A 26,284-nucleotide genomic window follows, 5' to 3' on the forward strand; every position below is an offset into this window, starting at 1 on the left:
CGCGCGGCGGGCGAAACTGACCAGGAGGAGCCATGACCACCACCTTCGACGTCCTGCACGCGCTCCGCGTGAAGGGTCTGGCGCGTCCGGAGGTGCTCAGTGGGCTCTCCGGCGTACCGGGGTCCGAACTCGAGTCCGTCACCGCTCCGCTGGTCGAGCAGGGCCTCGTGATTGCCCGCACCGGCGCGATGGCCGGCTACATGCTCACCCCTGCCGGCAAGGATGAGGCCGCGCGCCTCCTGGGCGAGGACGCCGAGACCGCGGCCGCGCGCGACGCACTGGTCGCGTTCGACGAAGCATTCCTGCCGCACAACACGGCATTCAAGCAACTCTGCACGCGGTGGCAGATGCGTGACGACCAGCCGAACGACCACAGCGACACGGCGTACGACGATGCCGTGATCGCCGAACTTGCTGCCTTCCATGGCGAGTTCACCCCGCTGCTCGACAAGGTCGGCCAGGACCTGGCCCGGATGGGTCGCTACGCGCCGCGCCTGGCCGCAGCGCTGGCCCGGCTCCAGGAGGGGGACCAGGGGTCCTTCGCCCGCCCGATGTACGACAGTTACCACGACATCTGGATGGAACTGCACAACGACGTGGTGCTCTCGCTGCAGCGCGAGCGGAGTGCCGCCGACGAGGGGTGACCTCCTCGTGGTCCCGACGGCCGGCTCAGCGTACGTCGAGATCGCGAGCGCGGCCGGTCAGCCGATCCCAGTGCCTGACCAGGCGTGTGCGCAAGGTCCAGGGATCCCGTGAGGGCCGTGTCGAGCCGAGCGCGATGCCCTCCTCAGCGCCATCGATGTGGATCACCGTCAGGCACCCGTCGCCGCCCAGGCCGACCACGCGCGCCTCGTAGAGAGGACGTCGAGGCTCAAGGTCGTCGTCAGCCCAGTCCACGTCGTCGTCGGCCCAGTCCGCGTCGTCGTCGGGGTCCTCGCCCCAGTCCTGGGTGCGTGGCAGGGAACCCTCGTACAACTCGACCAGGCCGCCGAGCAGGAACAGGGGCGACCGGCCTGCCGGGTCGTCGCGGGCGAACACCTCCAGGCCATTCTCGTAGCGGTGCCAGGTGACCAGCGCCCGGACGCCCGGGCCACCATGGGTGGCTAGGTGCTCCACGCCACGTCGGCGACGGGGAATCTCCACCAACAGCACGTAGATGCCGAGCACTCCGAAGCCGATCGGGATCCCCATGTCGGCCCATCCGTCGGGGTCCACGTCCTCCACACCGTAGGGACCCATGCGCCCCAACGGATCGGTGTAGACGGTGTAGGTGGAACCGACCGGGTGCCGGCTGGAGTCATTGACGAAGAGCTCGACCTCCTTGCCGGCGACATCGACGCGGACGGAGTCGACGAAGTGGTCCACCGCGGTGACTGTCGCCTGGATCGGCATCGCCCGGGTCGCGTACTCGCGCGCCTCCTGCTGCCAATCGACGTACCGGGCGAGACCGAAGGAGATGGCAGCCGCCAGCCCGGCGGCCAGTGCGAAACGGGCGGCCCGGTGGGGCTCGGCGTACCAGGGACTGCTTCCGGTGCGGGGCGCCGGAAGCCACTCCGAGGCCGCGCGCTGTCGGATCAGGCACCATGAGTCGAAGGCCACCAGGAGCACCCACGCGGCGCAGAGCGCGGCCAGCACCCAGTCGCCGAGGACGAAGTCGTCCGCCACTCCGGCCGGGCCGTCCTCCAGGGCGATCGCGACGAAGGCCGCGGCGAGCAGTCGCGAACCCAGTCGAGGTGCCCACCAACTGAGCAGCACAGTTCCCAGGGCAACGCCGATGGGTACGCCGAAGAGGAACTCGCCCCACGAAGTGGCGACAGTGACGTCGCTGTAGTACTCCGCCGGTTGGTTCCAGGTGGCCACGGCGGCGAGTACGAGGAGCACGGCCGGGCCGAGGGTGAGGACCAGCGTCGGGACCCGTGGACCCCAGGCCTGCGCCCGCGCCATGGTCAGGTCTGCTGTAGTGTGCACCGGGAGAGCGTAGGGCTGTATCCGGGGCGTTGCACCCGGAATGTCGAGAATGGAACCGGGGCCGCCCGCGAAGTCATGCTCCGTGGACGGCCCCGGGTCAGGGGATGGCGCTGATCAGGCCGGTGCGTCCTCCAGCACGGTGATCTTGCCGGTGGTGCCGTCGACCTCGATCAACGAGCCGGTGCGGATCTGCTTGGTGGCGTTGCTTGCCGAGACCACGCAGGGGATGCCGAGTTCGCGGCTGACGATCGCGGCGTGGGAGAAGGGTGCTCCCACGTTCACCACGACGGCGGCGGCCGGGACGAAGAGCGGCGTCCAGGACGGGTCGGTGATCGGGGCGACCAGGATCTCGCCGGGCTCCAGTGCCGACGGGTCGTCGGGGGAGAGCAGCACCCGGGCACGCCCGCGGGCGACGCCGTTGCACCCGGAGACGCCTACCAGTTCCCCGCCGACCGGCAGTGCCGGCTGGGCGCTGGTGTCGACGCGCTCCCAGGTGGAGAGCTCGGGGACCTCGCCCGCCACCACGAACGGCGGCACATAGGTGAACAGGTCCAGGTAGCTCGCCTCGCGCTCCGCCAGCAGGTCGGTGAACTTGCCCGGGTCGGCCAGGTAGTCGTCGAGTTCCTCGGCGAAGAGCATGAAGATCTGGTCGGCCGACTTCAGGTGGCCAGCCTCGACGCCACGACGCCCGAGCTCGAGGGCGGGCAGGCGGATCTCGTGGATCACCATTGCGGCGGTGGCCCGGCCGCGTTCGCGACCGCGCATCCACATCAGTGCCCCGTTCATCACGGCCTCGAACTGGCCGCTTGCCTCCGGGTCGGCGGCGATCGCCTCACGGATCCCGGCTGCGGCGGCCTCGCGCTCGGCGGCACGGGCGGCGTTCTTCACCTCGGGGGCCTGGTCGTCGTCCACGTGGCGCATCCGGTCGATGGTCCCCAGCGGGATCTCCGGCACCAGGCTCCAGGTCTTCGCGCGGATCTCCCACTCGGCGGGGCCACGGAAGTCCCAGTCGGCCAGGAACTCCTCGAACTCCTTGCTGAAGGCGGCGACGGTCTCGTCGGTGGAGTTGCGCAGCCGGTCCCGCAGGCCGGCGATGCCCTCGTCGAAGAGGGCGGCTACGGCCGGCGCCTGGGCGGCCCGGCTCAGCTGCCACATCCGGTTCGACGGGATTGCGGAGTCGACGTCACCGAGGCCGCCGACCAGGACCAGGGAGAGCTCGGGCTTGCCGATCGCCTCGGCGAACTGGGCGACGCCGCCGAGTCCGACGCCGCACTTGAGGGAGGCCTCGATGTGCCGCTTGAAGAGCGGACGCAGGATGTAGTCGAACGAGGTGATCCGCTCGCGCAACTCCTGGTCGGAGAGCGTGGACATGTCTGGGCGGTTGCGACGGATCTCCTCGACCTCCAGGCGGTCCTGGTCATAGGCGGGGAGCCCGGTGGCCCCGAGCACCTCCTCCATCAGCCAGGCGCCGGCCTTCTCCTCGTAGGACGGGTCCTCGTCGAAGTCGCGCTTCTCCGACTCGTACGACGGGATGCCGGGCATGTCGCCGAAGTACTGCAGGTCGACCGCCTCCGCGGTCATCCCGGGCACGCGGACGCCGAAGAGGCGCATCAGCGACATGTTGATGTAGAGGTAGCTGCCGAAGGCGGGCAGCACCGTGATCGGCACGCCCGACTTGTCGTAGAGGTCGTCATCCCACACGCCACAGGCCACGAACGCGTCGCGCCACCCTGGCTCCAGGTTGTGCTGGAACCCGGCGGAGGCATTCAGGGGGCTGATCGGGTCCGGGAAGATCTCGCCGACGTTCGCCCGCGAATAGAGCGGGAAGACCTTCGAGACTTCATCGTTGATGGGCCACTTCGACATGGGGACTCCTTGGGTGCCAGCGACTAGTTTGAGTGACGTCTTGTTCACAGTTTGATGTGAGGGCTGTCACCTGTCAACCCCCTGCACTCCCGGCGATTCCCGCGGATCCGGGCGGGTGATCCGTAGAGAAGTCGTTGCCGGCGGGGCTGGACATTCAGTGACACATCAATCACAATCGTCGAGACAAAGGAGGCAGTGTGCGGATCCTGTTGACCAATGACGACGGCATTGACGCGCCGGGACTGGCGGTCCTGGGGCGTGCCCTTGCCGACGCCGGTCACGACCTCGTGGTCGCGGCGCCCGCCACTGACCGCAGCGGCACCGGATCGGGCCTGGGCACCATCGAGGATGGTGCCGAGATCGCGGTGACCGAGCACCAGCTCCCCGACCTGCCCGGTGTGTCGGCCACTGCCTTCGACGCCCCGCCGTCCTTCGCCGTCCTGGCTGCGTGCACCGGGGTCCTGGGGCCCCGCCCCGACCTGGTCGTCAGTGGGATCAATGACGGGTTCAACACCGGTCGCCTGCTGCTCACCTCGAGCACCGTCGGGGCTGCCCTGAATGCTGGATCACTCGGCGTACGCGGGTTGGCGATCAGCGCTGGTTTCGCGCCCGACCACCGCTTCGACACGGCCGCCCAGGTGGCGGTGAGTGCAGTCGAATGGCTCATCGAGCACGCAGCTCCCCGGACCGTCCTCAATGTCAACGTGCCCAACCTCGGCATCGAGGAAGTCAAGGGCGTGCGGATGGCGGCACTGGCCCCGCGTGGCCTGATGGGCCTGCGACTGAACCCGACCGCGGGCGCGATCCGGCTGGAGCGCTTCGCCAACACCGAGGGCCTGGGCGAGGAGACCGATGCCGCGCTGGTGCAGGCCGGCTATGTCGCGATCAGCGTCTTGCCGAGCGTCTCCCGGGCCGCCGATCCGGCTGGCAACGACCCCGCTGCCGCCGTCGAGGCGGCGCTTGCCCTGCCCGTCGCGCACTGACCCACGAACGCTCAGTCGTTGCGCCTCGAGCGCTCACCCGTTGCGGTGCTGCTGATGCGCTGCGCGAACGAGGAGATCCTCCGGCGCCTGGTCCGGGAGAATCTCCTCGTTCTCGGGTCAGCCCCTCGCGCAGTCAGGTCCGGCCATCAACGATTGAGCTTTCGGACATCAAGCATTGAGCGTTCGCGCATCAATCCTTGAGCGTTCGTGGGAGGTAGCGGGACTGGAGGGACTTCTTGTTCAGCTTCCCGGTGGGCAGGCGCGGCAACTTGTCGACGTACTCATAGCGACGTGGGGCCTTGAAGCGCGCCAGGTGGTCCCGGCAGTGGTCGCGCAGTAAGTCGTCGCGGGTGGCCGCGTCGAGGTCCGCGTCGGGCTCGAGTTCGACCACGGCGACCACTTCCTCACCGAAGTCGGGGTGCGGCAGGCCGAAGACCGCCGCGTCGGCCACCGCAGGGTGGGCGGTGAGCACCGCCTCGATCTCCTCGGGATGGATGTTCACGCCACCGGAGATGATCATGAAGGACTCGCGGCCGCTGAGGTAGAGGTACCCGTCCTCGTCGAGACGCCCCAAATCGCCCATGCCCTTCACCGTGGTCGACCCGTCGGCAGCGGTGCCCTCGAAGCCCACTCGCCCCACGGTTCCGGTCGGTACGTCGTGGCCCGCGGCGTCGGTGACCCGGACCTTCGCGGCGCCCAGTGGACGGCCGACCGAGCCGCGCCGTTCCCGCGACTCGGCCGGTGAGATGTAGGTGTGCCCGTAGCCCTCCGAGGCGCCGTAGTACTCATGGAGCACGTCGCCCCACCAGTCGTTGATCGCGTCCTTGAGGTCGGGCGGGCACGGGGCGCCGGAGGTGACCGCGACCCGGTGGGTGGGGGAGACGGGGATGTCGTGGCGGTCCTCGACGGCCAGCAACCGGGACAGCATCGTCGGGACCCACTGGGAATGGGTGATCGATCGCTCGTGGAGGGTGCGCAGCGCCCCGGTGGCGTCGAAGGATTCCATGCAGACCACGGTCCCGCCTGCGGACGCGACCATCAACTGGAAGGTGAACGGAGCTGCGTGGTAGCTCGGCGCGGGGGAAAGGAACCTGATCCCCGCCTCGATGCCGAGCTTCGCGCCCAGGCCGGGGTGCCGTGCGGGGGCGTCGAGGGGGTGGATCCCCAGCAGTGGTTGGCGATATGCCTTCGGGCGGCCGGTGCTTCCCCCGCTGAAGAGCACCCGGGCACCGAGGAGTTCGTCCTCGACGGGCGTGGTGGGCAGGCCGTCCAGGGCGGAGTCGAACTCGGTGGTCCCGGTGATCTCGCCGCCCACGGTCAGTACGTACGGCGTGCGGTCGAGATGGGCGCATGCCTGCATCGCGAGCGGGGCGAGGTCGGGGCTGGTGACCAGCGCGGCCGGGGCAGCCTCGGCGAGCATCGGCACCAGTTCGGTGCTGCGCAGGTGCCAGTTGATCGGGGTGACCTCCAGGCCGGTCCGCATGCCTGCGGCGACCGCGACCGGCCAGGCGAGGTCGTTGGGGAGCAGGATCACCAGGCTGTCGCCGGGACGTACGCCGTTGCGGCGGAGCAGGTGGGCCAGCGCATTGGAGCGCGCGTCGAGGTCGGCGAAGGTGAGGCTGGCGCCGGAGCCGGCCATCTCGTAGGCGATGGCGTCGGGTGTCGTGTTCGCGATCGTGGGGGGATACACGGTTCCTGGCCTCCGGCGGAAGGAGAAGTGCGAGCGGATGTTCACAACAACGACGACAAGCATTCCAGCTGTCGCTAATATGTGACACTAGAATCACAAAATAGCAGGTCGTCGTCAATGCCCATCCTCTCGCAGGAGGAACCCGATGGAACTCCTCGTCGTACGCCACGCCCAACCTGAACGTGCCAGGCCGGAGAACGGACCGGCAGACCCGGCCCTGACCGACCTGGGGAGTCGCCAGGCCGACGCCCTGGGGCAGTGGCTCACCCGCACCCCCGAGGCGCGCCCGGACAGGATCATTGCCAGCACGATGCGCCGGGCTCGCCAGACGGCCGAGGCCATCGCGGAGCGGACCGGACTGCAGGTCGAGACCGACGAACGGATCGCGGAGTTCGACCTGGGCGCCCGGGAATACATCCCGATCGAACAACTCGGTGCCAGCGTCCTCGAGGCAGCCACCTCCGCGCTCCAGACCGGCGTCTGGGGCAGCCACACCTTCGACCCCGACGCCTTCCGGGCACGGGTCCGGGCCGGATTCAACGACATCGTCGCCGACGCCAACGCGGAGCGGGTCGTGGTGGTCTGCCACGGCGGCGTACTCAACTCCTGGCTCAGCGGCGTGATCGGACGTCCGCACGGGATCTTCTTCATGCCGCACTACACCTCGGTCAGCCGGGTCCTCGTCGGCCCGGACCGCTCACTGCGCCTGGGGTCGCTCAACGAACTCCCGCAGGGGGATGCGCTCGTCCAGTAGATTCCACCCCGTGAGCGCCCAAGCACCCTCCGCAGTGATCCTGGTCCGCGCCGAGCGTTTCACCCCGAACCCGGCGACCGCGGCCGACAACGCGTTCCAGGCCGACGCCCCGGGCGACGCGACCGGCGAGGAGCTGGCCACCCGGGCACTGGCCGAGATGGATGCGGTCGCCGCGGCGCTGCGCGCGGTCGGGGTGCGGGTCCACGTCTTCTCCGACGCCGACCACACCCGCCCCGACAGCGTCTTCCCGAACAACTGGCTCTCCACCCACGCCGGCGGCAGCGTTGCGGTCTATCCGATGTATGCCTCCAACCGGCGCCATGAGCGGCGCGCCGACGTCCTGGAGATGCTCAAGTCGGCCTATCGGGTGCAGACGATCGTCGACTACTCGGGCCTCGAACCGGACGGGATCTTCCTGGAGGGCACCGGTGCGATGGTCCTCGACCACGTCTCCCGGGTCGCCTACACCGCCCGCAGCCACCGCGCCGACACCCACGTGCTGGAACGCTTCTGCACCGACTTCGGCTATGAGCCGATGGCCTTCGACGCGCTCGACTCCGACGGGGTGCCCGTCTACCACACCAACGTGATCGGCTGCGTCGGCACCGAGGTCGCGCTCTTCGCGCTGGGGATGATCCCCGACGTACGCCGCCGCGAGCAGGTGCGCGAGCGCCTCTCGGTCAATGGGCGCAAGGTCGTCGAGATCACCGAGGAGCAGGTCCGCGAATTCGCCGGCAACGCGGTCGAGCTCTGCGGACGTACGCCGGAGGGCCGGCGTCGCTATGTGATGGCGATGTCGGCGCGGGCCCGGCGGAGCCTGAGCGACGCGCAGGTGGCCGCCATCGAGGAGTCGTGCGAGATCGTCGCGGTCGACATCCCGACCATCGAACTGGCCGGCGGCTCGGTGCGGTGCATGATCGCCGGCGTCCACCTGGACCGTCGCCCCGAGGCCGAGCCCGCGCTGACCCGCGCCGTCCAGTCGATCAACGAGGACAACCCGGTGACCGCGGATGGGCGCTATGTCGCCATCCCGGCCGCGGACTGAGCGCAGGGGGCCACGACGTGGGACAGGTCTTCGCCGGACGCTACGAACTCCTCGACCCGATCGCCGATGGCTCGATGAGTTCGGTGTGGCGGGTGCGCGACCGCGAGGACGACACGGTCAAGGCTGCCAAGATCCTGCGCCAGCAGGACGCCACCTCCCTGCTCCGCTTCGTCCGGGAGCAGGGGACCCGGATCCACCACGACCACGTGGTCACCCCACTCGGCTGGGCCGGCGCGGACGACGCGGTGCTGTTCACCATGCCCCTGCTGCGTGGCGGCTCGGTGGCCACCCTGATCGGCGACTACGGCGCCTTGCCGCCAAGGTGGGTGGCAGAACTGCTGGTGCAGGCCCTGGCCGGCCTCGGCGCGGTCCATGCCGCCGGGGTGGTGCACCGTGACATCAAGCCGGGCAACCTGCTCCTGGAGCACACCGGCACGGCGCGCCCGCACCTGCGGATCACCGACTTCGGGGTGTCGGTGCCGACCGGTGAGCCACGGCTGACCCGATCCTCGATCACCTTCGGCACCCCCGGCTACATGGCGCCCGAGCAGGAACGTGGCGCGGACCCGGCGCCGGCCCAGGACCTGTACGCCGTGGCGGTGACCGGCTTGCAGATGCTCACCGGGGCACCGCCGCCGCACGACCCCTGGGCACTTCCCGACGAGCCCCTGGTCGAGGTGCTGCTGCGGGCTGCTGATCCGGATCCGTCCCGACGCCCCGCCGACGCGGCCGGGTTCGCGGCACTGGTCCGCCAGGCCGTGCCTGCAACGGAGTGGGACCCCGGAGAGATCGAGGTGCTGGACCAGTGGTCCTCCGACGTCCTGGTCGGACAGGGTGCCGGTTCGGCACCGATCGGCCACCACGGTGCGCCGTGGTGGCCGATCGTCCTGCTCCTGGCCGGGGGCGTGCTGTTGCTGCTGGCCGGTGGCTGGATCCTGCTCAGGTGACGGTGCCTGCCCGGGACCGACGCCGCAGCAGCATGGCCACCCCGATCCCGATTGCGAGCAGGCCCGCCGCCACGGCCGAGGCCCCGGCCACCAGGGTGAGGGTGTCCCCGGATCCGTCAGCCGGGTCATCCGCGGCGTCGGTCGCCGTACCCGCGGCGGAGGACGGATCCTCGGCAGAGCCCGTGTCGGGGCCGGCAATCGCAGCGCCGTCGGCATACTGCGGGGCTCCCTCGCCGGGCGTGCCCACCATGGAGACCTCGAGCTCCAGGGGAGTGATCACCGAAGACTCGTGCGAGCCCTGGTTGACGACGATGTAGTAGTCGCCCGGCATCGACATCTGCTCGCCGCTGGCCTCCCGGTTGAGCCACCGGATCGGCTGGGTCTTGGCGTGGAGGTAGGCGTCTCCCCGGTCGACCCGGGTCGGCGGATAGGCGTGGCCCTGGAGGAGTTCGTCGTACTCATCGCGGACCTTGAGTGCTTCGATGATGGAGCCGCCGGTGGGGGAGATGATCCCGATCCGCACCACCGGCCCGTACCGGCCGAAGTGGCCGGAGGCGGCCGCGTTCACCGGGAGCACGGCGCGGACCTGCAGCGACTCTCCCCACTCGACGCGCACCTTGTAGACCTGCGCCTCGCCGGGGACGATGCCCGGCGTCCGATGGCGGCCCTGCTCCAGGAGAGGCGCATCGTTGAGGGTGTTGCCCGGCGTCACGTCACTGATCTCGTCGCCCAGGTCGACCTTCTCCCAGATCGTGTTTCCCCTGACCCCTTCGGGCAGGCCGTCCGTGGTCACCACGGGCGGCTCCTCGTGGATCAACAACTGCATGGCGACTTCCGGGTCTCCCTTGGAGAACTGGGTCTTGGCGACCGAGAGCACCAGGACGTCCTGGTCCGCGCACCGATCGGAGTCCTTGCTGGGGGTGGAAGCTGCCAGCAGGGCTGCCCGCTGTTTGCCGGAGACGCTGTTGTGACCGCGATCCGAGCCGCAATCATGGCCGTCCTCGGTGCGGAACGTCAGCCGCACCTGCTGCTGGGCCTGGTTGGGTTGGGCCACCACACCGGCCCACAGCGTGGAGCCCGCGATGGAGCGGGGGATCAGGTAGTGCAGCGCCTCGTCGGTGGCCGGCAGGTCGTCGAGCCAGACGCCGGGACCGATCTCCGGGGCATCGGCCTGGCTCGTCGTGCCCTCGACCGGGGTGCCCTGGGCCAGGAAGGGCTGCACGGCCCGTTCGCTGATCCGCTGCAGCGACTCGGTGAGGTCCTCGGCATCATCGGCGTCGTAGTAGGTGCCGTTGCCGCTGTCGGCGACGCACTGGAGTTGCTTCTTCGCCTCGCCGGAGACCGAGAGGCCGACCACGTCGATCTGGATGTCCACCCCCGAGTTGGCGATCCCGGCGGCCACCTCACACGGGTTGCCGCAGGTCGACTCGCCGTCGGAGACGAGCACGATGGAGCGCTTGCCTTCTCCACCGAGGGCCTTGGCCGCCTCCTCGAGGGCGACCGGGATCGGGGTCTCGCCGTACGGCGCGTAGTCGCCGACCGCCGCGAGGAGTTCGGCACGGTTGTCGGTGCCGGGGGCGACCACGACCTGCGTGTCGGTGCAGGCGCCGGCATCGTTGCGGCTGAAGACGGTGGCACCGAAGACCTGGAGGCCGACGTCGGCGTCGTCGGGCAGCGTGTTGATCACCTCAGTCAGTGCCGTGCGGGCTGCCTCGATCCGGGTCTGGCCGCCGGCAGCGGCCTCCTTCATCGAGCCGGACGAGTCCAGGACGAGCATCATCCGGCCGTAGTCGGTCTCGATCCCGGAGTCGGGGTCGGTTTCGTCGGCCAGGGCCAGGGACGGGGTCAGGCAGAGTGCTCCGGCCACGGTGAGCGAGGCCGCGAGGGCGAGGGGTGTTCGCATGTCTCGGTTCCTGTTCTGGAGGGACCACGGGAGGCGCCCATGGTGTTTACGAATGTATATCCAGCATTTCCCATTGCAAACATCTCATCTGCGTGCCTAGTCTCGTGGTCGTGAGCATCGAGGAGAACATCGTCCAGCAGCGAGCCCTGTACGGCGAACCCCTGGGCGACCTGGTCCGGCGTACGGCGGCAGCACTGGGCCTCACCCAGGCCGCGATGGCAAAGGTGCTCGGGCTGAGCCCGGCGATGCTCTCCCACCTGGTCACCGGACAGCGGGTGAAGGTGGCCAACCCGGTCACCCTGACCCGGCTGCGGGCACTGGTCGAGCTCGCTGACCACGCGCCCGGGCTGACCGCCGCGGACCTGCAACAACGCCTCGACGGGATCGGCACCCTGGTGGTCGACCTGACCACCAGCCAGCAGGTGGCCACCGAGGCGACCGACGGACCAGCGCTGCTCCGCTCCGCGCTCCGCGCGGTGGCCTCCGGGCGTGAACTCGCGGCAGCGGTCACGGCACTGGCCGGGACCGCGCCGGACCTGGCCGAACTGATCCGGGTCTACGGCACCGGCACCGAGGCCGAGATGCGTGTCCACTGGGCCAACCTCCCCCGCTGATCCGGGTCACCGCCGCGGGGGAGACCCGGTTCGTCGGCGGGGAGCCCGTTGCGGCAGGATGCGGCCCATGAGTGCCTACTGGATCAGCATCTATGACGAGATCCTCGACGAGGAGAAGATGGCGGCGTACGCGAAGCTCGCCGGTCCTGCCCTGGTCGAGGCCGGGGGCACGTTCCTGGCTCGTTCGCTGCCCGAGGCGGTCTATGAGGACGGCATCCGCGAGCGCATCGTGCTGATCGAGTTCGAGTCCGTCGAAGCGGCCCGCGCCGCGCACGACAGCCCCGCCTACCAGGCCGCGCTCGAGGCGCTGGACGGCGGCGTACGACGCGAGATCCGGATCGTTCCCGGCGCGTGAGCGAGATCGCAGGAGAACTCGCCCGCGTGCGGGGCGCCTTCTCCCAGCCGACCCTCACCCTGCTCCACCAGCGCCAGGCCCCGGTGGTGATCACCATCTTCCGGGCTGTCTTCGGGCGCAACAACACGCCCATCCCGACCGCCCGCCTGCACACCGTGGTGGAAGAGCACCTGGCCGGTATGCGCCGCAAGGGTGACCACGACGTGCCCACCGGCAGCGGCAAGGACCTGTGCCACCGGTGGATGCGCGGCCAGTGGCTGGTCCGGGCCATCGACGAGCGCGGCCAGGAGGTCTATGTGCTGACCTCGCACGCGCAGCAGGCACTGGAACTGGTCAAGACCCTGGCCCGCGACCGGGCCACCCTGAGCGAGCACCGGATCGCCACCATCCTCGGCGCGGTACGCCGCTTCAACTCCGAGGCGAACCCGGACCGCACCGCACGGGTGGTGCTGCTGAACGAGGAGATCGCCCGGTTGAGCGCCGAGCGTGACCGCCTCATCGACGGTGCCGAGATGGTCAGCCCGACCGAGGACTACATGGTCGAGGGGTTCTCCGAATTGCTCTCGCTGATCTCGGCCCTGCCCAGTGACTTCGCCCGGGTGGAGGAGCGCTTCTCCGAGATCCGCACCCAGATCCTGGCCTCCTTCCGCGCCGAGGACCGACCGGCCGGCGAGGTCATCGACGACTACCTGGCCCGCGCCGACGCGTTGACCACGGCCACCCAGGAGGGGCGCGCCTTCGAGGGCGCCTTCGCGCTGCTCCGCGACGACGGGCTGGTCGCCCAGCTCCGCCAGGACCTCAACGCGCTGCTGGACCACCCGCTCTCCGAGGGGATCCTGGCCGACGCGGAGCGGATCGAGTTGCGCGGCACGGTCCGACTGGTCCGCGACGGACTGGACCGGGTGCTGGCCCAGCGCCGCCGGGTCAGCGCCACCCTGAAGGACTACATCCTCTCCCACGACGTGGCCCGTGACCGCGAACTGGAGCGGGTGCTGCGCCAGGTCGAGTCCGAGATGATGGACTGGATGGCCAGCACCGGCCCCCGGGCCACCCACGACGTACCGCTGCTGCCGGCCCGCCCCGGCATCGACCACCTGCGCGAACGCTTCTACGACCCGGCCGACGACGTACCGCCGGAGCCGATGGAGACCGCCGACCCCGCCCAGGCGCCGCGGGTCTCCCTGGCCGAACTGATGGCCCAGGGCGGACCCCAGTTCGGGGTGCTGCGCGAACGGCTGGCCGAGGCCACCGGCGGCCTGCTGCCGGCCGGATCGCTCGGCGAGGTCTTCGCCGCCCTCGAGCCGGAGTTGCGCCGCCCGGTGGAGATCTTCGGGTTGCTCCACCTCGCCGCCGACCGGGAACTGGAGGCCGAGGCGACCACCGAGACGTACGCCGCAGTGCGGCCGGACGGGAGCGCGCGCAGCTTCGCGGTGCCCCGGCTCGCGCTGCCCGACCCCGATGACCGGCCTGACTCCGATGACCGGCCCGAGCGCCAGGAAGGCACCCGATGAGCACCAGCACCGAGGCCGGCGTGGCCCCCTGGGACGAGACGGACGAGATCGAGGCCGAAGAGATCGCGGCCGAGTCGGTCTCCCTCTTCGAGGGCGACGAGGGCGGACTGGAGTACGCCGAGCGCCTCGCCCTGGTCACCCTGCTCAAGCAGCGGTTCATCTCTGCGCGCACCCACCCGCGCGACTGGGCCGTCCTCGTCGAGCAGGAGCGGACCCTGCGCTCCCGCCTCAACGACCTCTTCCTCGAACTCCACGTGGACCGCGAGCGCGAGGTCGCCTGGAAGCGACAGGCGACCCCGGAGACCGGCGGGCGCTTCCCGACCCTGCTCCACGACGTGCCGTGGTCACGCGAGGAGACGCTCGTCCTGGTCCACCTGCGCGACCGGCTGCGGGCCGGCACCGGCACCGGGGAGGCGCGGGTCTTCGTCGACCGTGACGACCTGCTCGACCACATCGCCGGCTTCCGACCTGCACACGCCACCGACGAGGCCGCCGACGAGCGGCGCGCCCGCAACGCGGTGCTCGCGATCGCCAAGGCGGGCCTGTTGATCCCGACCGCGACCGAGGACCGCTACGAGATCAGCGAGGCCGTCGAGCCGCTGATGCCACTGGAGTTGCTCACCGAACTGCTCGAGGCGCTGCGCCGGGCCAACGGGAGCGAGCCCGCCGGGATCGAGGCCGACGATGAACTCTTCGACGTGGAGGAGGAGCAGTGAGCGTGGAGGTGGACACCGACCGGATGGGTGAGGACGACGGCGCGGTCGACCAGGCCGTGGTCGAGGCGGCGTACTCCGACGGGCTCTTCGACCAGGACGCCGTGGCCATGCCGCACGACGACACCGTGCAGTGGCGCGCCGTGCTGCTCCAGCTGGTCAACTGGGGTGGCTTCAGCGGCCTGACCACGGTCCCGCTGCGCGGCGACACGACGATGATCTCCGGCGCCTCGGGCGTCGGGAAGTCGACGATCCTGGACGCCTACACCGCCTTGATGATGCCCTCGGACACCAAGTTCAACGGCGCCTCCAACGACGCGGTTGCCGGGCGCGCCCGCAGCGTCGGCCAGCGCAACCTGCTCTCCTACCTGCGCGGCGCCGTCGACGTGGTCGACAACCCACGCACCGGACGGCCCGAGGAGCAACTGCTGCGCGGCAAGGGCTTGGACACCTGGGGCGCGATCGCGATGACGTTCGTCAACGACCAGGGCGGCCGCTTCACCGCCCTGCGCACCTATTACGTGCCGCGGCGCGCCACCCGCTCGGGCGAGGTGCAGATGACGCTGCTGACCCACGAGGGGATGCTCGACCTGGCCACCCTGGAACTCGCCGTTCCGGAACGCTTCAACGCGAACGCACTCAAGCGCCTCTTCGGCGGCATCCGGGTGCACCGCACCTATGCCGAGTTCGCCTCCGTGCTCCACGCGCGCCTCGGCATCGGCGCGAACGGGGACGGCGCCAAGGCGCTGCGCCTGCTGGCCCGGATCCAGGCCGGCAACCAGGTCCGCAGCGTCGATGAGCTCTACAAGGAGATGGTGCTCGAGCGGCCAGCGACGTACGCCGCGGCGGACCGGGCCATCGAGCACTTCGACGACCTCGACGCGGCCCACGACGCGATGCGCACCGAGGAGAGCAAGCTCGCGGTCCTCGAGCCGATCACCGAACTGCACGAGCGGCACACCCGCGCCACCCGCCGGATGGCGCAGCTCGACTCCTTCGGCGTCACCCGGCCACCGCACGTGGACACGCCGCTGCGGATGTGGCTGCTGCGCACCCACCTGCGCCTGCTGGAGACCGCGGTCGCCACGAACCGGAACGCACGCGCGGCCGCCAACGACGAACTCGCCGCGGCTGCCTCCGCAGAGACCGCACTGGTCGCCGACCTGGAGTCGGCCAAGGAGGCGCACCGCGCTGCCGGAGGCTCCACGCTCGCCGACCTGGGGAACAAGCTGGAGCAGGAGCAGGTGGTCCGCGAGGATCGGCTCACCCGCCGTGCCCGGCTCGAGGAGCGACTGCTCCCGCTGCTGGAGTCGGCCGACGACCTCGACGTCGATGCCTCGCTGGCTTCGCAGGCAGCGTTCGCCACCCTGCAGGAGGTCGCCCGCGGCTGGCTCGGCCAGTGGCAGGACGAGCGCGCGCGGCTCAAGGCCGAGCGCGACGCCGTGCTGGAGACGAAGTTCCCGATCAGCCAGCGCCGCAGCGAGTTGCGCCGGGAACGGTCCTCGCTAGAGGGCCGCGCCGGGCGTGTCCCGATCCGGCTCGACGAGCTGCGCGCCGAGGTCGCCGCCGCTGCCGGTCTCGGACTCGACGAACTGCCATTCGTCGCCGAACTCATCGACGTGGCACCCGAGGAGGCCCGCTGGCGCACCGCGGTCGAGACCGTGCTCGGCGCCAGCGCCCGGATGATGCTGGTCCCCGCGGACCGGCTGGCCGGCTTCTCCCGGGCCATCGACGGACTGCGCCTCAAGGGCCGGATCACCTTCGAGGGCGTCGAACTGGACCTGCCCGACAGCGGACCGGCCGACCCGGAGCGGATCGCCGGCAAGCTGGTCTTCAAGGACTCGCCGTTCTCCGGCTGGGTGCAGGCCCACGTCGCCGAGCCGTCGCGCAACGCGCTCTGTGTCGAGGACGCGGCCGGACTCGACGGTGGCGGCTATCGGGTCACCCTGGCCGGGCAGACCCGCAGCGGTCGCCGCGGCACCCACGGTCGCAACGACGCCCGCAGCATCATCGGCTTCTCCAACGCCGACGCGATCGGCGAGATCGACGCCGAGATCGAAGCACTGGAGGAGCAACTCGGACAGGTGGACGGGCGGGTCGCCGAACTGGACCGCCAGGTCAGCGTGCTGGAGCAGCGCCGCCTCGCCTATGACGCGGTGGCCACGGCCCGCTTCGACGACTTCGACGTGGCCGGCAGTGACCAGCGGATCGCGGAGATCGGGCGGCGCCGCCGCGAGATCCTCAACTCCGACGACAAGCTCCACGCGCTGCAGCAACAGATCGAGCAGCTGCAGGGCCGGGTGGACGACGTACGCCGCAACCGCTTCGGCCTGGACCAGCGCCGCCTCTCCCTCAACGAGGAGCACGCTGCCCTGGTCGACGCCGAGGACGAGGCCCGTGACCGGCTGGACGCGATGGAGGACGCCGGCAAGGTCGTGCTCACCGAGGAGCAGTCGGCCGCCCTGGCTGCCGACTTCGCCGCCGCGGCAGCCCCCGATGACCCCGAGGACCTGGCCCGCTTCACCGACTCCGCGCAGCGACTGGGCGAACGGCTCCGTGCCGCCGTGGCCGACGCGGAGGTCGAGGCCGGGCGGGCGGCGGACGAACTGACCGGCATCTTCCGGGTCTACAAGATGCAGTGGGACTCGCCCAACCTGGGCTCCACGCTCGACTCGTACGGCGACTACGCACGGATCCTGGACCAGATCCGCGCCACCGGCCTGGCGGAGCGGCGTACCGAATGGCGCCGCCGGCTCACCGAGTGGAGTGGGCAGGACCTGGTGCCGCTGGTCGGGGCGATGGCTGCCTCGGTGGAGGAGATCGAGGACCGGCTCGAGCCGATCAACGCGATCCTGCGCCGCCTGGAGTTCGGCGCCACCGGGCAGCGGCTGCGGATCCGGCTGCGTCGTCTGGCGCCGGCCCACGTGCAGGCGTTCATGAAGGACCTGCGCCACCTCTCCCGCGAGGTCGGCGCCGACCTGGCCGAGGCGGACCTGGCCCGGCGCTTCGACGAACTGAGCCGCTTCATGGGCCAGTTGCGCAAGCCCGAACACACCGCCCCCGGGGTGAGCGAGCGCGACCGGCTGCTCGACGTACGCCGCCACGTGGAGATCAGCGCCGAGCGCTTCGACCACCTGACCGGTGAGCTCAAGGCGACCTACCGGACGCTGGGGGAGAAGTCGGGTGGTGAGAGCCAGGAACTGGTCGCGTTCATCGTCGGCTCCGCGCTGCGGTTCCGGCTCGGGGACGAGATGCGGTCGCGGCCACGGTTCGCGCCGGTCTTCCTGGACGAGGGGTTCGTCAAGGCCGACTCCGAGTTCGCCGGCCGCGCCGTCCAGGCCTGGCGGGGGCTGGGCTTCCAGTTGATCGTGGGCGTCCCGCTGGACAAGGTGACCGGTCTCGAACCGCACATGGACGAACTGCTGGCGATCACCAAGAACCCGGCCACGCACCAGTCGTGGATCACGCCGATCACCAGCGTCGAGGAACCGGCCGGTCCGGAGGACCAGACGGGCTGAGAATGCACTAGGCTTCGAACATGCGTTCGGAGCATGGGGAGCAGGCGAGCCTGCCGATCCACGTCGAGCCAGCCTGCGCACCGCCACCACGGCGTACGGCGACGCCCGTCGACGGCGCCCTGCGGCACCGGCTCGAGGACGACGCGCTCGCCTCGCTCGGCTGGCCGGCCGGCACCGAACTCCTCCTCGACCCGTCGCGGCGCCCGCGCCGTGGCGAGGTGGTGCTGGCCATGGACGGCGTACGCCGGCGGGTCGGGATCTTCGAGGTGCAACTGGGGCGTGCCGCGCTGCGCACCGACCACGGCTCGGTCTGGATCGGACGCACCGACCGGGTGCTGGGCGTGGTCCGGGTGGCCAGCGCGCCGCTGCCGGTGGTGGCGGGCGAAACCGGGAACACGGGGGACACCGGGCCGGTTCGGCGCTAGCCTCGCTCCATGTCTGCGCCCGAAGCCACGCCCGCGGTCCCGCCGTTGAGCAAGACGGCCTCCCTGGTCCGCGTCGGCATCGCCTACGCCTGCGCGATCGCTGCCGCTGCGGCGTGGCTGCTGTGGGGACCCGCGACCTCCACGCTGCTCCTCGACGTCCTGATTGCCGACCTGATCGCGACGGTGGTCATCTTCATCGCGAGCCGGATCCACCGGAACTCCAGCTTCTACGACGCCTGGTGGAGTGTCGGCCCGCCGCTGATGGCAGCCTGGTGGTGGTTCGCCGAGGGCGGCGGTGAGCCGGCCCGGTTCGCCTTGCTGTCCGTGGTCCTGATCGCCTGGTCGGTGCGGCTGACCGGCAACTGGGCCTATGGGTTCCCGGGCCTGCACCACGAGGACTGGCGCTATCGCGAGGTCCGCGCCCGGGCCGGCAGGTTCGCCGTCCTCGGCGACCTGTTCGGCATCCATGTGGTGCCCACGCTGCAGGTCTTCGCAGGGATGCTCGCGGTGTACGTCGTGGCCACCCGCGGCAGTGAGCCGGTCGGATGGCTCGACCTGGCCGCGGTCGTGGTGGGGGCCGGCGCCGTCGTCATCGAGGCGGTCGCGGATTCCCAGATGCACCGGTTCGTACGCCGTCGCGCGCCGGGCGAGGTGATGGAGTCGGGACTGTGGGCCTGGTCGCGCCACCCGAACTATTTCGGGGAGACCATGTTCTGGACCGCGCTGGCGCTGTTCGCGTTGGCCGCCGATCCCGGCGCCTGGTGGGTGGTGGCAGGACCAGCAGTGATGCTGGTGGTCTTCTTCGGGTTCAGCATCCCGATGATGGAGAAGCGCAGCTTGGAACGCCGACCGGGCTATGCGGAGGTGGTGCGCCGGGTCTCGGTCTTCGTACCGTTGCCACCGCGCCTCGGTTGATCCGGTTCGGCACTGGCCGCCGATGGGGAGACTGCCCCGGGGCCGACGTACCCGGCCGGAGGCCTGGTCCGGCGCAGGACGGCGATCATGGCGCCCGAGACGAGAAGCAGTGCAGCGGCGAGCAGGGCCACGCCGTCCCAGCCACCGTGGCTCCAGGCGGTGGCGCCGAGGTTGCCGAAGAGCGAGGAGCCGACGTAGTAGGTGAACAGGTAGAACGACGCCGCCTGCCCGGTGCTGGCCCCCAGCGCGTGGGCGCGGACCGTCACCCAGCCGCTGGCCAGGCTGTGCATGCAGAAGAAGCCGATGGTGAGCAGGGCGACACCGCTGATGATCAGGGGCAGTGAGCCGAAGGCGGTCAACGCAATGCCGAGGAGTCCGAGGACCAGGCCGACGGGGATGATCTCGCGGCGATCGATGCGGTCGGCGAACCGGCCCGCGACGATCGAACTCACGCTGCCCAGCGGATAGACCAGGTAGACCAGGCTGATCACCCCCAGGGAGAGGAACCACGGATCAGCCGTCAGCCGGAAACCGAGCGCATTCAGCACCGCGACCAGGCTGCCGACGCTGGTGGCACCGAGCGCGTAGAGGGCGACCAGGGCGCGGTCGGCCAGGACGGCGCGTGTGGTGGCGGCCAGGCGACCGGGGGAGCGCGGCGTACCCACAAAGTTGCGTGAGGCCGGCAACCACAGCGCCACCACCACGGCACAGGCCAGCGCCGCCACCGCGACGCAGGCGAGTGCCCAGCGCCAGCCGGCGATGTCATTGATCGGCGCGGTGGCCAGGCGACCGGCCATCCCGCCCATCGCGGTGCCGCCGATGTAGAGCCCGACCGCGCCGGCGGCCGCCCGTGGGTGGAGTTCCTCGCGCAGGTACGCCGTGGCCACTGCGGGGAGACCGGCCAGGGCGAAACCGGCGACCACCCGGAGGGCGACCAGGGATCCCCAGTTCGGTGCCAGGGCGGCGCCCAGCGCCACGACCACCGAGGCCCACAGGGAGAGGTGGATCAACCGGGTGCGCCCCACCACTTCCGAGATGGGACCGGCGACCAGGAGCGCCACGGCCAGGGCGGCGGTGGTCAGGGAGATGGTCAGGGTGGACTGGGTGGGGGTGACGCCGAACTCGTCGACGAAGGCAGGCAGCAGGGCCTGGGTCGAGTAGAGCAGCATGAAGGTGGCCAGGCCGGCGGCGAACATGGCCACCATCACCCGGCGATAGCCCGAGCTCCCGGGGAGATATCCGGTGCTGGTGCTGGGTTCGACAGGAGCGGTGGTCACGGTGGCCATCCTCGGCGTCCCGCCTTCATGCGTCCAATGCCATGAATGGACCTACTGCATGCGCGTTACGTATGATGAGGTCCGTGCAGATCCGTGACCTGGCCTGGCTCCTCGCCCTGGCCGAGCACGGCCATGTCACCGATACCGCGGCGATCCTGGGGGTCAGCCAGCCCACCCTGTCCCGCGCCGTGGCCCGGATCGAGGACGAACTGGGGGTGCGCCTCTTCGAGCGGTTGCCGTCGGGGGTGCGACCGACCTCACATGCGGAACTGGTCCTGGCTGCTGCTGGTGACATCGTCGAGCGCGACGCCCGGATGCGCTCGGCCCTGGCCAGCCGCCTCGACCCGGAGGCAGGGGTGGTCCACCTGGCGTTCCTCGACTCGATGGCAACCTCCCTGGTCCCGCGCCTGCTCCGAGGCTTCCACGAGCACGCGCCCCGGGTCCGGGTGGTGCTCACCCAGGAGGCCGGTCACTCCATGCTGCGCGATCTAGAGTCGGGTGCCGTCGAACTGGCGATCACCTCGGTGCGACCTGCTGGCGAGCACGGATGGTTGCCCTTGCAACACGAACGGCTCGTCGCGATCGTGCCGCCGACCCACCGCTTCCGCGATCGGAAGCGGATCGATCTCGCCGAACTGGCCGGGGACGGACTGATCACCCCGCCTGACGGGTTCGGTTATCGCGACCACGTGCGTGCCCTCCTTGCCGAGGAGGGCGTCGCGCCGAGGGTCTCCTTCGAGAGCGTCGACCTAGCCACCATCGAGGGACTGGTCGCTGCCGGGCTCGGCTTCGCGATCGTGCCCGAGCAGTTCGCCGGGGTCTCCGGATCGGTCGGGTTGGCGCTGCGTTCGGCCTCTGCCCGGCGCACCATCGGGGTGGTCTGGCGCAATGACGTGCCGCTGGCGCCACCGGCAGCGCGGATGCTGGACTTCCTGCGCGAGAACTGGGCCGTCTCGCCGGCCTGAGGCCGTTCCCGGGTGACCTGCGACACGCCGGGCCCTCGCGATCGAGGGGCATCTGTGTTTGGGTGGAGTTGCCTTCGGCGACGTAATCGGGGTGATTCGCGGGCATGTGGGAATTCATCAGGGAGCGTTGGGACCTGATCGGGTACAACGCGCTCCAACACGCCAACCTGGTCTTCCAGGCGGTGCTCGTGGCGACCGTCGTCGCGGTGGCCCTGGCCGTCGTGGTGAACAAGTTCCGCTTCCTCGACCCGGTGGCCAACACCCTCTCGGCGATCGGGCTCACCATCCCGTCGTTCGCGCTGGTCGGCCTGTTGTTGCCGCTGACGAAGATCGGCGCGATGACCGCGTTCATCTGCGTTGCCTTCTATGCCGCACTGCCGATCCTGCGCAACGCCGTGGTCGGCTTCTCCCAGGTCGACGAGACCTTGATCGAGTCCGCCCGCGGGATGGGCATGACCGAGCTCGGCATCCTGCTGCGGGTGCGCCTGCCACTGGCCTGGCCGGTGATCCACGCCGGAGTGCGCACCTCGGTGCAGATGTCGATGGGCGTCGCCGCGATCGCGGCGTACGTGCTCGGGCCCGGCCTGGGTGGCTACATCTTCACCGGCCTCTCCCAGGCGGGAGGCGCCAACGCCGTCAACTATGCCGTCGTCGGCACCGTGGGCATCGTCATCGTCGCCCTCATCGCCGACCTGCTGATGCTCCTGCTGGGGCGCGCGACCATCTCGAAGGGAATCCGGACATGACCCAGGGGACACCGAGCCAGGGCCAGTCGGTCAGTGGGGCCGAACTCCGCCTCGATCAGGTGGTCAAGCGCTATCCGGGCCAGAAGGTGCCCGCCGTCCAGTCGCTGAGCCTCACCATCCCGGCCGGCGAGATCGTCGCCTTCGTCGGGCCGTCCGGCTGCGGCAAGACCACGTCCCTGAAGATGATCAACCGGCTGATCGAGCCGACGTCGGGCACGATCCTGATCGACGGCAACGACATCCGCCAGGAGTCCGCGACCAGCCTGCGCCGCAAGATCGGCTACGTGATCCAGGGCGGCAGCCTCTTCCCGCACATGACCGTGGCCACCAACGTGGGCGTGGTCCCGAAGATGCTCGGTTGGGACGCGGCCCGGATCGCCGAGCGCACTGATGAGTTGCTCGACCTGGTCGGCCTGGACCCGGACCGCTATCGCGACCGCTACCCGCGTGAACTCTCCGGCGGGCAGCAGCAGCGCGTCGGCGTGGCCCGCGGACTTGCTGCGGACCCGCCGGTGATCCTGATGGACGAGCCGTTCGGCGCCGTCGACCCGATCACCCGCCAGCGCCTGCAGGACGAGCTGATCTCGATCCAGCGCGAGCTCGGCAAGACGATCGTGTGCGTCACCCACGACATCGACGAGGCGATCAAGCTCGGGGACCGGATCCTGATCCTCCAGGAAGGCGCCAGGATCGCGCAGTACGACACCCCCGAGAACATCCTGGCGGCACCGGCCAACGACTTCGTGGCCGACTTCGTCGGCGCAGGGTCCACCCTCAAGCAACTCTCGCTGACCCGGGTGCGCTCCCTCGACCTGAACCAGCCGACTACGGCCCGCGTCGGTGAGGAGATGGGACCGGTCCTGGCCCGGGCGGAGGCAGCCGGCGACGACGAGGTGGTCATCCTCGATGACCGTGACCGACCCGTTGCCTGGCCGTGGCTGCGCCAGATGCGCAACAAGACGAAGGTGATCGGCGAGCCGCGGGAGAACCTGGTCACCCTGGACGAGGCCGCGACCCTCAATGACGCCCTCGACACCATGCTCACCGCGGCCCACTCCAAGGCGATCGTCACCGGGGACCGGGACCGCTACCTGGGCGTGCTCGACTTCGAGACGGTCACCGAGCACATGCGTTCGGCCGAGCGTGAGGCAGCCGAGAACGTCGAGAACGCCGAGAAAGCCGAGAGCGCAGAGAGCATCGAGGATCCGGCGCCGACAGGGGAGGCGGGCCATGGCTGAGTCGACACCGGTCGCCGTCGACGAGGAGTCCGGACCGCCCGAGGGCAAGCGCGGCGCCAGGGTGATCACCCGCGAGATGGTGATCATGCTGACCGTCCCGCCAGTCCTGGTCGCCATCGTCTTCGGTGCCTTCGTCTGGTGGCGCCAGACCGCCGAACTGGACTCGGTGGAGGCCAACCAGTTGCGCTGGTCCGAGTTGCGCACCTTGATGTGGGAGCACGTCCAGCTGACCGTCGTCGCGGCGATCATCGTCGTCCTGGTCGCCGTACCGCTCGGCATCATGCTGACCCGCCGCCAGTTCCGCGCCGCCGTGCCGTTCGTGGTCGGCATCGCCAACGCCGGCCAGGCAGCGCCCTCGGTGGGCCTGATCGTGCTGCTCTTCCTCTGGCTCGACGGCGGCTTCTGGACGGCGATCTGGGCGCTGAGCCTCTACGGCATCCTGCCGGTCCTGCGCAACACCATCGTCGGCATCGAGGGCGTCGACCCGACCCTGGTCGAGGCCGGCCGCGGCATCGGCATGACCGGGTGGATGACACTGTTCAAGATCGAACTGCCGCTCTCGATCCCGGTGATCATGGCCGGCGTACGCACCTCCCTGGTCCTGATCGCCGGCACCGCCTCGCTGGCCTGCTTCATCAACGCCGGTGGCCTGGGCGAGGTGCTGCAGACCGGGATCAGCCTCTTCCGGTTCTCGTTGATGGTCACCGGCGCGGTCCTGATCGCGCTGCTCGCCCTGCTGATCGAGTGGCTCGGCCGCGTCCTCGAACTGGTCACCCGACCGAAGGGGATCTGAGATGCATCCGGTACGACGTACCCGACTCGCCGTGGTCAGCGCCCTGGCCTGCCTGGGCATGCTGGTCTCGGCCTGTGGCCTCGGCACCGCAGCCGGCCCGGTCCGCTCCGGCGACCTCGCCGGCCCGCTGGCCGACGTCGAGTCACTGGACGGGCTGGAGATCGCGGTCGGGTCGAAGAACTTCTCCGAGAACATCATCCTCGGCAAGATCGCCGTCACCCTGCTCGCCTCGGCCGATGCCGACGTCACCGACCTGACCAACATCCCCGGCAGTTCGGCCGCCCGCCAGGCGCACATCGAGGGCCAGATCGACGCGATGTGGGAATACACCGGCACCGGGTGGATCACCTATCTGGGCCACGACGACCCGATCGCCGACGAGCAGGAACAGTACGTCGCGGTGCGCGACGAGGACCTGGAACTGAACGGGCTCGCCTGGTTGCCGCCGGCGCCGATGAACAACACCTACGGCTTCGCCATCACCCAGGCGACCGCACAGAAGTACGGCATCACCAAGCTCTCCCAGATGAAGGAGGTGCCGGTCGCCGAGCGCACCTTCTGTGTGGAGTCGGAGTTCGCCAACCGTCCTGACGGGCTGCCCGGGATGCTCCAGACCTACGACATCCCCCAGGGTGAGGCCGACGGGGTGCCCGAGAGCAACCTGAAGACCTACCAGACCGGAGCCGTCTACAGCGCCACCGAGAAGGGGGAGTGCACCTTCGGCGAGGTCTTCACCACCGACGGGCGCATCGTCGCCCTCGACCTGACCGTGCTCGAGGATGATCGCGAATACTTCCCGAAGTACAACGTCTCCCTGGTCATCGACGACGAGATGCTGCAGGCCCACCCCCAGATCGCGGATCTCTTCGCCCCGGTCGCCGAGCGGCTCACCGACGAGGTGCTGATCGAACTCAACGCCAAGGTCGACGTCGAGGGACTGGAACCGGTCGACGTGGCCTATGACTGGCTGGTCTCCGAGGGGTTCATCTCCTGAACCGTGCTCGTCGACCTCAGAGCAGTTCGGCGCGCAACTGGGCGGGTGACTTCGGCGAGAGGAGCCCGGGTGCCACGTCGAATGGCGTGAATGCGCCGACCTGGCCCTGCGCGTTGAGCCGGTGCACGGCGCGCGCGTAGGCGACCAGGACACTCCCGGTGAACTCCGGATTGCTCTCCAGCGCGAGGCTGAACTCCATCCCTTGGTTGTGCCCGGCGCCGGTGGTCCCACTGCGCAGCACGAAGCCACCGTGCGGCATCGCCGCGTGGTCTCGCTCGAGTTCCTCGGCGGTGACGAAGTGGACGACCGTGTCGAAGGGTTCGAAGTAGTGCGGCATCGTCACGATCGTCGTGCGCACGAGGTCCGGATCAGCATCGGGCTCCAGCACCACGAAGCACTCCCGGGTGTGCTTCTCACCCGTGCTCAACACCGGCCGGGCTCCACTGCGCACCTGCTCGATCGCGGCCACCGAGGGGTGGGTGTACTGCACTGCGGCCGCAACTCCGGGCACCCGGCGGACCGCATCGGAGTGCCCCTGGCTCAGGCCCCTGCCCCAGAAGGTATAGGTCTCGCCATCGGGGAGGATCGACTCGCCCAGCAGTCGGTTGATCGAGAAGAGTCCCGGGTCCCAACCGGTGGAGATCAGCGCGCTCCTTCCGGCCTCCCGGGCCGGGGCGTCGACGGAGTCGAAGTACGCCGGGATTTCGGCGTGGGTGTCGAAGCTGTCCACGATGTTGAACCGCGCAGCCAGTTCCGGGCCTTGCACCGGCAGGTCGCTCTTCGAGCCGCCGCACAGGATCGCCACGTCGATGGAGTCGGCGTGGTCGTCGATCCGGCTCAGGGCGTACGCCGGGGTGCTCGCCTCGACAGTGGACACCGCGGCCGGGTCGCGGCGGGTGAAGACGCCGACGAGGTCCATGTCATCGCACCGGGCCACGGCGTTCTCGACGCCACGACCGAGATTTCCGTAGCCGACCACGGCGACCCGGATCGGGGAGGGGGAGGTCATGGCGTCAGGCTAGACGAGTCGGTTCCGGGTTGCGTCGGTACCTCGTGCTGGACTG

General features: G+C 70.0%; 23 protein-coding genes. 17 read left to right on the top strand and 6 right to left on the bottom strand.

Annotation, left to right across the window (positions count from 1 at the left end; translation table 11 throughout):
* The first annotated feature begins 32 nt into the window (after nucleotides 1-32).
* Nucleotides 33-644 carry a hypothetical protein gene (locus tag Q9R27_RS06850; RefSeq protein WP_311251602.1) on the top strand — a complete coding sequence of 204 codons (612 nt, stop codon included), beginning with the start codon at nucleotides 33-35 and terminating at the stop codon, nucleotides 642-644.
* A 25-nt stretch (nucleotides 645-669) separates the two neighbouring features.
* Here the strand turns inward: Q9R27_RS06850 and Q9R27_RS06855 are convergent, their stop codons facing one another.
* Together Q9R27_RS06855 and Q9R27_RS06860 are read right to left on the bottom strand one after the other, a co-directional pair.
* Nucleotides 670-1,968, bottom strand: coding sequence for a hypothetical protein (locus Q9R27_RS06855; RefSeq protein WP_311251603.1), 1,299 nt, complete (start codon nucleotides 1,966-1,968; stop codon nucleotides 670-672).
* A 114-nt stretch (nucleotides 1,969-2,082) separates the two neighbouring features.
* Nucleotides 2,083-3,834: a PEP-utilizing enzyme gene (locus tag Q9R27_RS06860; RefSeq protein ID WP_311251604.1), complete on the bottom strand. Its 1,752-nt coding sequence runs from the start codon at nucleotides 3,832-3,834 to the stop codon at nucleotides 2,083-2,085.
* A 197-nt stretch (nucleotides 3,835-4,031) separates the two neighbouring features.
* Here Q9R27_RS06860 and surE point away from each other — a divergent pair, with 197 nt between their 5' ends.
* Complete coding sequence (surE, locus tag Q9R27_RS06865) at nucleotides 4,032-4,817, top strand: 5'/3'-nucleotidase SurE (RefSeq protein WP_311251605.1); 786 nt, start codon at nucleotides 4,032-4,034, stop codon at nucleotides 4,815-4,817.
* A 190-nt stretch (nucleotides 4,818-5,007) separates the two neighbouring features.
* Here the strand turns inward: surE and Q9R27_RS06870 are convergent, their stop codons facing one another.
* On the bottom strand, nucleotides 5,008-6,507 hold the full coding sequence (locus Q9R27_RS06870) for an AMP-binding protein (RefSeq protein WP_311251606.1): 1,500 nt from the start codon (nucleotides 6,505-6,507) through the stop codon (nucleotides 5,008-5,010).
* Nucleotides 6,508-6,652: 145 nt separating this feature from the next.
* Between Q9R27_RS06870 and Q9R27_RS06875 the strand changes: the two genes are divergently transcribed.
* From Q9R27_RS06875 to Q9R27_RS06885, 3 genes are read left to right on the top strand one after another with little or no spacing between them, the layout of a single operon-like run.
* Nucleotides 6,653-7,261 carry a histidine phosphatase family protein gene (locus Q9R27_RS06875; RefSeq protein ID WP_311251607.1) on the top strand — a complete coding sequence of 203 codons (609 nt, stop codon included), beginning with the start codon at nucleotides 6,653-6,655 and terminating at the stop codon, nucleotides 7,259-7,261.
* Between the two features lie 10 nt (nucleotides 7,262-7,271).
* Complete coding sequence (gene ctlX, locus Q9R27_RS06880) at nucleotides 7,272-8,306, top strand: citrulline utilization hydrolase CtlX (protein WP_311251608.1); 1,035 nt, start codon at nucleotides 7,272-7,274, stop codon at nucleotides 8,304-8,306.
* A gap of 17 nt (nucleotides 8,307-8,323) precedes the next feature.
* On the top strand, nucleotides 8,324-9,253 hold the full coding sequence (locus tag Q9R27_RS06885; protein WP_311251609.1) for a serine/threonine-protein kinase: 930 nt from the start codon (nucleotides 8,324-8,326) through the stop codon (nucleotides 9,251-9,253).
* On the opposite strand, the gene Q9R27_RS06890 is transcribed toward Q9R27_RS06885, so the two are convergent.
* On the bottom strand, nucleotides 9,246-11,156 hold the full coding sequence (locus Q9R27_RS06890) for a VWA domain-containing protein (RefSeq protein ID WP_311251610.1): 1,911 nt from the start codon (nucleotides 11,154-11,156) through the stop codon (nucleotides 9,246-9,248). The two genes, Q9R27_RS06885 and Q9R27_RS06890, sit on opposite strands and share 8 nt — an antisense overlap.
* 110 nt (nucleotides 11,157-11,266) lie before the next feature.
* Here Q9R27_RS06890 and Q9R27_RS06895 point away from each other — a divergent pair, with 110 nt between their 5' ends.
* The 7 genes from Q9R27_RS06895 to Q9R27_RS06925 all read left to right on the top strand — a co-directional run bounded on the left by Q9R27_RS06895 (nucleotide 11,267) and on the right by Q9R27_RS06925 (nucleotide 19,207).
* Nucleotides 11,267-11,770, top strand: a complete 504-nt coding sequence (locus tag Q9R27_RS06895; protein WP_311251611.1) for a helix-turn-helix transcriptional regulator — start codon at nucleotides 11,267-11,269, stop codon at nucleotides 11,768-11,770.
* Nucleotides 11,771-11,837: 67 nt separating this feature from the next.
* Nucleotides 11,838-12,125, top strand: a complete 288-nt coding sequence (locus Q9R27_RS06900; protein ID WP_311251612.1) for a DUF1330 domain-containing protein — start codon at nucleotides 11,838-11,840, stop codon at nucleotides 12,123-12,125.
* Entirely contained in the window at nucleotides 12,122-13,636 is a 1,515-nt protein-coding gene (locus Q9R27_RS06905) for a DUF3375 domain-containing protein (protein WP_311251613.1), read from the top strand. Before Q9R27_RS06900 ends, Q9R27_RS06905 begins: the two co-directional genes overlap by 4 nt.
* Nucleotides 13,633-14,352, top strand: coding sequence for a DUF4194 domain-containing protein (locus Q9R27_RS06910; protein ID WP_311251614.1), 720 nt, complete (start codon nucleotides 13,633-13,635; stop codon nucleotides 14,350-14,352). Before Q9R27_RS06905 ends, Q9R27_RS06910 begins: the two co-directional genes overlap by 4 nt.
* The gene (locus Q9R27_RS06915) at nucleotides 14,349-17,867 is read left to right on the top strand and encodes an SbcC/MukB-like Walker B domain-containing protein (protein WP_311251615.1); all 3,519 of its coding nucleotides are present in this window, start codon (nucleotides 14,349-14,351) and stop codon (nucleotides 17,865-17,867) included. Before Q9R27_RS06910 ends, Q9R27_RS06915 begins: the two co-directional genes overlap by 4 nt.
* A 20-nt stretch (nucleotides 17,868-17,887) precedes the next feature.
* On the top strand, nucleotides 17,888-18,292 hold the full coding sequence (locus Q9R27_RS06920; RefSeq protein ID WP_311251616.1) for a hypothetical protein: 405 nt from the start codon (nucleotides 17,888-17,890) through the stop codon (nucleotides 18,290-18,292).
* Nucleotides 18,293-18,301: 9 nt separating this feature from the next.
* The gene (locus Q9R27_RS06925; RefSeq protein WP_311251617.1) at nucleotides 18,302-19,207 is read left to right on the top strand and encodes a DUF1295 domain-containing protein; all 906 of its coding nucleotides are present in this window, start codon (nucleotides 18,302-18,304) and stop codon (nucleotides 19,205-19,207) included.
* Here the strand turns inward: Q9R27_RS06925 and Q9R27_RS06930 are convergent.
* Nucleotides 19,147-20,484, bottom strand: coding sequence for an MFS transporter (locus Q9R27_RS06930; protein WP_311251618.1), 1,338 nt, complete (start codon nucleotides 20,482-20,484; stop codon nucleotides 19,147-19,149). The genes Q9R27_RS06925 and Q9R27_RS06930 overlap by 61 nt on opposite strands.
* An 83-nt stretch (nucleotides 20,485-20,567) precedes the next feature.
* Between Q9R27_RS06930 and Q9R27_RS06935 the strand changes: the two genes are divergently transcribed.
* The 5 genes from Q9R27_RS06935 (at nucleotide 20,568) to Q9R27_RS06955 (ending at nucleotide 25,220) form a co-directional block, all read left to right on the top strand.
* Complete coding sequence (locus tag Q9R27_RS06935; protein WP_311251619.1) at nucleotides 20,568-21,449, top strand: LysR family transcriptional regulator; 882 nt, start codon at nucleotides 20,568-20,570, stop codon at nucleotides 21,447-21,449.
* 104 nt (nucleotides 21,450-21,553) lie between these two features.
* Entirely contained in the window at nucleotides 21,554-22,195 is a 642-nt protein-coding gene (locus Q9R27_RS06940; protein ID WP_311251620.1) for an ABC transporter permease, read from the top strand.
* Nucleotides 22,192-23,433, top strand: coding sequence for an ATP-binding cassette domain-containing protein (locus Q9R27_RS06945; protein WP_311251621.1), 1,242 nt, complete (start codon nucleotides 22,192-22,194; stop codon nucleotides 23,431-23,433). Before Q9R27_RS06940 ends, Q9R27_RS06945 begins: the two co-directional genes overlap by 4 nt.
* Nucleotides 23,426-24,226 carry an ABC transporter permease gene (locus tag Q9R27_RS06950; RefSeq protein ID WP_311251622.1) on the top strand — a complete coding sequence of 267 codons (801 nt, stop codon included), beginning with the start codon at nucleotides 23,426-23,428 and terminating at the stop codon, nucleotides 24,224-24,226. The genes Q9R27_RS06945 and Q9R27_RS06950 overlap by 8 nt, the downstream gene beginning before the upstream one ends.
* A 1-nt stretch (nucleotide 24,227) precedes the next feature.
* The gene (locus Q9R27_RS06955) at nucleotides 24,228-25,220 is read left to right on the top strand and encodes a glycine betaine ABC transporter substrate-binding protein (protein WP_311251623.1); all 993 of its coding nucleotides are present in this window, start codon (nucleotides 24,228-24,230) and stop codon (nucleotides 25,218-25,220) included.
* A gap of 16 nt (nucleotides 25,221-25,236) precedes the next feature.
* Here the strand turns inward: Q9R27_RS06955 and Q9R27_RS06960 are convergent, their stop codons facing one another.
* The gene (locus Q9R27_RS06960) at nucleotides 25,237-26,229 is read right to left on the bottom strand and encodes a diaminopimelate dehydrogenase (protein WP_311251624.1); all 993 of its coding nucleotides are present in this window, start codon (nucleotides 26,227-26,229) and stop codon (nucleotides 25,237-25,239) included.
* Nucleotides 26,230-26,284 lie beyond the last annotated feature (55 nt).

The sequence above is a fragment of the Nocardioides sp. AE5 genome (assembly GCF_031844485.1).
Classification (GTDB): domain Bacteria; phylum Actinomycetota; class Actinomycetes; order Propionibacteriales; family Nocardioidaceae; genus Nocardioides.